The organism is Clostridium ihumii AP5 (assembly GCF_000612845.1).
GTDB classification, from domain to species: Bacteria; Bacillota; Clostridia; order Clostridiales; family Clostridiaceae; genus Clostridium_J; species Clostridium_J ihumii.
Genome location: NZ_CCAT010000015.1, coordinates 21,614 through 27,942, shown reverse-complemented (window position 1 = coordinate 27,942; position 6,329 = coordinate 21,614). Strand labels below are relative to the sequence as shown.

The following is a 6,329-nucleotide window of genomic DNA, read 5'->3' as shown; positions in this document are numbered from 1 at the left end:
AACTTGGAACCCTATATATGTACAAAATAAATATTAATTAGGGGTGAGCATATGGCAGATTTATATAAATTATTAAAGACAAATATATCTAATGAGTTATACAAGTGTGAAAATATAGGAAAAGCTATAAGTGAAGAAAAATATTTAGAAGATTGCTTAATACAGGAAGAAACCTTGGATTATATAGAAGAAAGTGGTGTTGAGTTTAATGGGTGTTATTTTAAAAATGTAATTTTAAATGAATGTACATTTGAAAGAGTAGATTTAAGTAATGTTGTTTTTGAAAACTGTGATTTATCAAATGTTAATTTCTCAGATGGAAGTATACATAGAGTAGAATTTAAAGACTGCAAGTTAATAGGTGCCAATTTTACTGGATGTAGTATGGAGAATGTTTACTTTAAAAATAATGTGGCTAAATACTCAAATTTTTCATTTTCAAAGATTAAATCAGTAAATTTTGAAGAATGTAATATGGAAAGTACAAGTTTCACAGAATGTAACTTTAGTAAAATATCATTTTCATATTGTGATTTAAAACTATGTGAATTTATGAATACAAAATTAAAAAATATAGATTTCTCAGATAGTGATATTTCAGGAATACTTCTTTCAGGTAATGAATTAAAAGGAGCGAGGGTATCGGCATTACAAGCAATTGAACTAGCTAAGTTATTAGGGGTAATTATAAAATAACAAATGGAAATAAAAGGTTAGATTGATAATCAGTCTAATCTTTTTATATTTAATAATCATAATTATTAACAAAGTGTAAAAGATGTAACGAAACAAAATAAAATATTAAGTAAATAATACAAATTTCGACAATTTAAATAGATAAAATTACCAAAAAAGATGAATTTCTAAACTAAGGAGGGAAGTCAATGAAGAGAGTAGTTGCAGGGTTGGTAGCTATGGCATTAATAACGTCATATAGTGTGCCAGTATTTGCTGAAACAAATGTGGGGGAACATGTAACAGAAGTTGAAACTAAAACAACGCCTGTTAAATTAAAGGGAGATTTAGAAGTAGATATTAACTTTAAGATGCCAATAAGAAATACAACAGAAGAGTCGACTGATATTAAAGTTACACTTAATAGTAGTAGTGATTCTATTGTATTGCCATTAGGTGGGGCAGGTTCAGAAGAAGTTGAAAAAGTTGAAAAAGTGACTTTTAATGGTGAGGAAATAACATATAAAGTAAGGAAGCTGAATCATGAAGGTAGTGAAGTTACTAAAGAAGATTTAAATGTATACTATTATGCAATTAAATTCTACAATTTACCTACTGATAAGTATAATTTAAATTTAAATGGAACAGGATTTAAAAGTGTAAATATAGATAATGTAGATATTGAAAATTATTCAAAGAGAATATCTATAAGTAATGATGGAGTTTTTTTGCCAGGAGATATAGATGAAAATGGAATAGTGAATGATGAAGATTATAATTTACTATTAAATAATATAGATACAACTAATTCAGAATTAATTAAGAAATATGATTTAAATAGAGATGGGAAAGTAGATTTAACAGATTTAACTTATGTCCACAATAGTTTAAATGTAAATGCTAAGGGAGCAGCTGTAGTTAATACTAATGCAATTATAAATCCCAACACTATAAAATTAGAAGAAAGTAAGGGCGTTATAAAACAAGGTAGTATAGAAGATATATTTGTAGATAATGGTTCAGCTGTAATTATAGAAAATACAGATACTATATCAGAGGAGAGTCCTGTAGAAATAGGGATGGAGTTTAATGATATAGTTCAAATGGAGCAAATAAGAATTAATCCTCAAAATTTAGGTTCAGCGCCAACAAAAGGTCAGGTTATTGTTGTAGATGAAAATGGAACTGAACAAACTGTAAATTATAACTTAGAAGAAACAGCAAAGAATATAGCACGTTTTTCTGATGATACAGTAAATGGATCAATAGTTATAAATTTAGGTAAACAAGTAGCTGTAAAGAAAGTAAAAATAGTTGTAACAGGAACAAGTAGCAATAATAATCTTACTGAGATTGGAAAAGTAGAATTTTTAAATAATGTTTATGATAAAGTTCCAGAACCAGAGATGAATATTCCTAAAAACTTAAAGGTTAAAGCAGAAAACGAAAAACTTACATTAACTTGGGATAAAGAAACAAATGTTACAGGATATGAAGCTAAGTGTGAATTAATAGAAAATGGTGTAGTTAAAGAAACAAAAATAGTACAAACTAGTAAAAATTCAGCTGAATTTGAGAAACTTAATAATTTTTCAAACTATACATTAAGTGTTCAATCGTTAAATGAGGAGTGGAGTAGCGGATATTCAGACGGAGTTATAGGAACACCAGTACCAACTGAAAAGCCAGCACCACCAGAAGGCATTAATGCAGAGGGTAAATATAGAGAAGTTGCATTGTCTTGGAGTAAAAATAAAAAGGCAGAAGGATATAATTTATATTATAAGAAAACTGGAGATTCTGAATTTAAAGAAGTTAAGGGAATTACATCAACATCATATTCTATAAAAAATTTAGAAGATGAAGCAGAATATGAAATGTATCTAACAGCTTATAATTCTATAGGGGTTAGTGAAAAGTCTCAAACATATAAGGCTAAAACAACAACAATAACAGCACCAAAAACAACGAATTATAAATTACTAAATACACCAAATGGAGAAGGTATTACAACTAATCACATAATAGATGTTGAATATAGTGGTGGGTATAATCCAAATGAATATCCAGAGGGATTTAATAAATTTAATGTAGTAGATAATGATTATGCTACTCATTGGACTGATGCTGGTGGTAATAGATTTAATGGACCAATAGTAACATTTGATGAAGCATATGAAATGGATAGAATGGTATATGTTGCAAGACGAGATGGCGATTATGGAACTATGTATGTTAATCATGCAGTAAAAGTTTGGGAAGAAAGTGAAGATGGTACACTTGTAGAAAGAGAGTTTTCTAAAAATGAAATAACTGTTAGCGCACTTGAAAAAGGTGTGTATAGTGTTAAATTCCCAAAAGTAAATGCGAAAAAGATACAAGTTAAGCATCACCGTGCATATGCAGCGACTATGAGTGCATCAGAACTTAAGTTTTATCATTATGACAGTATAGAAGATGATGTAAGAGCATTATTTACTGATGATTTGCTTCTTGAATTAAATAAAGATGTAACTCTAGAGCATATAGAAGAATTAGAAAATCGTATTAATACAAAAGATGAATATAGTGATGAATATCATCCAAATAGAGATAACATATTATTTGAGTTAAGTTTAGCAAAAAATATATTACAAGATAAAGAAATATCTAATGACATAATAACTGTAGATCAAAACATAAATAATGGTAGGAATGGTCACTTAGGATTTGCTATGCAGCTTAATGACTATCAGCCACTAGGAATATCAGCAAGAGCAGGAGAAGAGATAGCTGTATATGTAGGTACTCAAGGCAATGTGATACCAGAATTAGTATTTACTCAGTATTATCCTGAAAGTGGGAAATGGAATACTACAGTAAAAAATCTTAAAAAAGGTAAAAATTTAATTACTGTGCCTAAGATTGGAACAATGAGCACTGAAAGAGGTGGCTCCGTATATGTTAGATATCCAAGTACATCTAAATCTAATAATGAGATAAAAATTAGAGTTAGTGGAGGAACAAAAATTCCAGTTCTTTCTGTAGCAGGACTAGAAAATGAAGCAGAAATTAAGAATACAGTTAAAAAATATATAAGTGAGCTTAAAAATTATGTAAATAATATAGAAAGTTTATATGATGGAGAAGAATATTCGTATGATCCAAAGACTAGTGTTTTAAATAGCACAGAGATAGTTACAGATAATGTTCTTTTAACAATTCCAGCAGAAGCTGCACTACAAGGAATTACAGAAGGAATTAGTGGAGAAGAAAATGAAGTTAATAGATTATATAATTCATTATTAGCATGGGAACAACTTATGGATATTTCCTATGGTAAAAAGGGATTATATGAAAATCCAGATATTAACAATGATGGAAAGGTAGATGCTAATGAAGCAAAGCATGCTATGCCATCATCACGTATAAATATAAGATATACAAGAATGTTTGATGGTGCATTTATGTATGCAAGCTCAGGACATATAGGTGTTGAATATGGATCTACTGTGCCATTAATGAAGGGTGTACCACATACTAAAAATGTTGATGGAACATTAAGTGAAGGTAGCTTATTTGGATGGGGAATTGCTCATGAAATAGGACATGTTATAGATGAAGGTCATAGAATCTATGGAGAAACAAGCAACAACATATTATCATTACTTGCACAAACTTTTGATGATAAGAGTTTATCAAGGTTAGAAACAAGTAATAAATATGAAGCAATATATGACAAAGTTACATCGAGAACAATAGGTGTTCCATCTGATGTGTTTGTAGCACTAGGAATGTTTTGGCAATTACATTTAGCTTATGATAATGAAACAAACCAATCATTATTAGAAAATGGACAGTCTTTCTATGCTAAATTAAATAGACTTTATAGAGAAAATACTATGGAAGCTGATAAGGATAATCTTTTAATAAGACTTGCCAGTGATGCAGCTGGAAAAGATTTAAGTGATTTCTTTATAAAGTGGGGCTTAAGACCAACTGAAGAAACTTTAAAATATGTTTCAAAGTATGAAAAAGAGACAAAACAAATTCAGTATTTAAATGATGAAGCTAGAAGAAAGAAATTACAAGGTATAACTCCAATGTCAGGTTCAACTAAGGCTATTGCAAGTTTTGTAGATTATACTGATGGACAATATGTAAAAGATTCTAAAGAAGTAAAGCTTTCATTATCTGTATCAGAAGATAGTGATAAGATTTTAGGATATGAAATATATAGAAATGGTGTACCAGTTGCATTTACAACAGAAAGTGAATACACAGATATAATAAGTGCAGCTAATAATAGAGCTTTCAGCTATGAAGTTGTAGCATATGATTATCTACTAAATTCTACAGAAAAAGTAAAAATTGGAGAGATAAAAATTTCTCATGATGGAGCAATAGACAAAGGTGATTGGATAGTTAGTACTAACACTTCAAATGATGAAGATAAAAATACAGAAATGAATCCAAGTGGACCAGTGGATAATCCATCTATAAATAAAGTTAAGGATGATAATATTTCAACAAGCTATGAGGGAACTAAAAAAGGAAATGAAGACCCTAATATAATAATTGAAATGAATGATAAACAATCAATTGTAGGATTTAAATATACTGCATTAGTTGAAGAGAAGTTAATTGATAGGATTGCAGAAAACTCGATTAAAGACTATGAGATTTATGTAAGTAATGATAAAGAAAATTGGACTTTAGCTAAGACTGGAAGATTTAATGTAGATAAGAATAATCCAACAGAGCTAGTTTATTTTAATAAGGAAGGTGTAGATGGAGGAAAACAACTTTTTGCGTATGACACATCTTATGTAAAACTTGTAGCTAAGGGAGCAAAAGCTATATCAGCAGCGGAAGTTGATATAATAGCACCTCCAGGAGATAATGTTGAAATTTCAGATAATGGAATAGGCATATTAAAAGAAGACTTTAGATTTGGAAATGGTGAAGATGAGTATATTCCAAAGGATTCTATAGTTGTTACAGGAGAGTATCGTGGAGATCCAGCATTTAATGTTGTTTTATTAAGAGATGAAAATAACAATGTTATAGGTGGAGAACAAATAATATTAGCAGAAGTTCCAGAAGATGGTCACTTAGGTCAAATTAGTAGTGGAACATGGATATATTGGATAAGTAAAGAAGAAAAAGATTTATTAACATCTAATATAAAAGCAGAATTATATAGAGTAGATAATGCTGAAACACTAGAGGGGCAAAGACTTGTAAGTGATACATTAAGAGTTAAAATTCCAGAAAACTTACCTGAAATTGAATTAGAGGGTGGAATTGTTCCAAATGAAATAACTTATAGAAGAAGAGAAGATTAAAAATAAAATATTAGGTTATATGAGGAAATAGGAATTATTTAAGTAATTCCTGTTTCGTGATGAAAGAAAAAATTTTTTCAATTGATAAATATATTATTTAAAATTTGAACTTGGAACCTTATATAGGGAAACAAGTTCAAAAGTACAATTATTTAAATATTAAATGAGAATAATGTTATTCCAAGAAAAAGTAATTATTTAAAACGTTATTCATAAAAATTTCAAAGAAACTCTAATAAATTTGTCATTTTATTTCCAAGACTAAACGGCTGAATCGACGTCCTGTCTAGGCAGTCGCTGAACCCGTCCTTGGGTTCAGGTCTTGAA

At 29.2% G+C, this 6,329-nt stretch carries 2 protein-coding genes; both read left to right on the top strand.

Features of this window, described 5'->3' with window-relative positions; all coding sequences use genetic code 11:
• Window positions 1-51: 51 nt before the first annotated feature.
• A complete protein-coding gene (locus BN346_RS03755) occupies window positions 52-696 on the top strand; it encodes a pentapeptide repeat-containing protein (RefSeq protein WP_034439591.1) in 645 nt (214 codons plus the stop codon).
• A gap of 188 nt (window positions 697-884) precedes the next feature.
• Entirely contained in the window at window positions 885-6,002 is a 5,118-nt protein-coding gene (locus BN346_RS03750; protein WP_051539988.1) for a M60 family metallopeptidase, read from the top strand.
• Window positions 6,003-6,329: the final 327 nt, after the last annotated feature.

Excerpts from the sequence above, each read along its gene's own strand:
- BN346_RS03755 (WP_034439591.1), top strand. The coding sequence starts at position 52 with ATGGCAGATTTATATAAATTATTAAAGACAAATATATCTAATGAGTTA.
- BN346_RS03750 (WP_051539988.1), top strand. The coding sequence starts at position 885 with ATGAAGAGAGTAGTTGCAGGGTTGGTAGCTATGGCATTAATAACGTCA.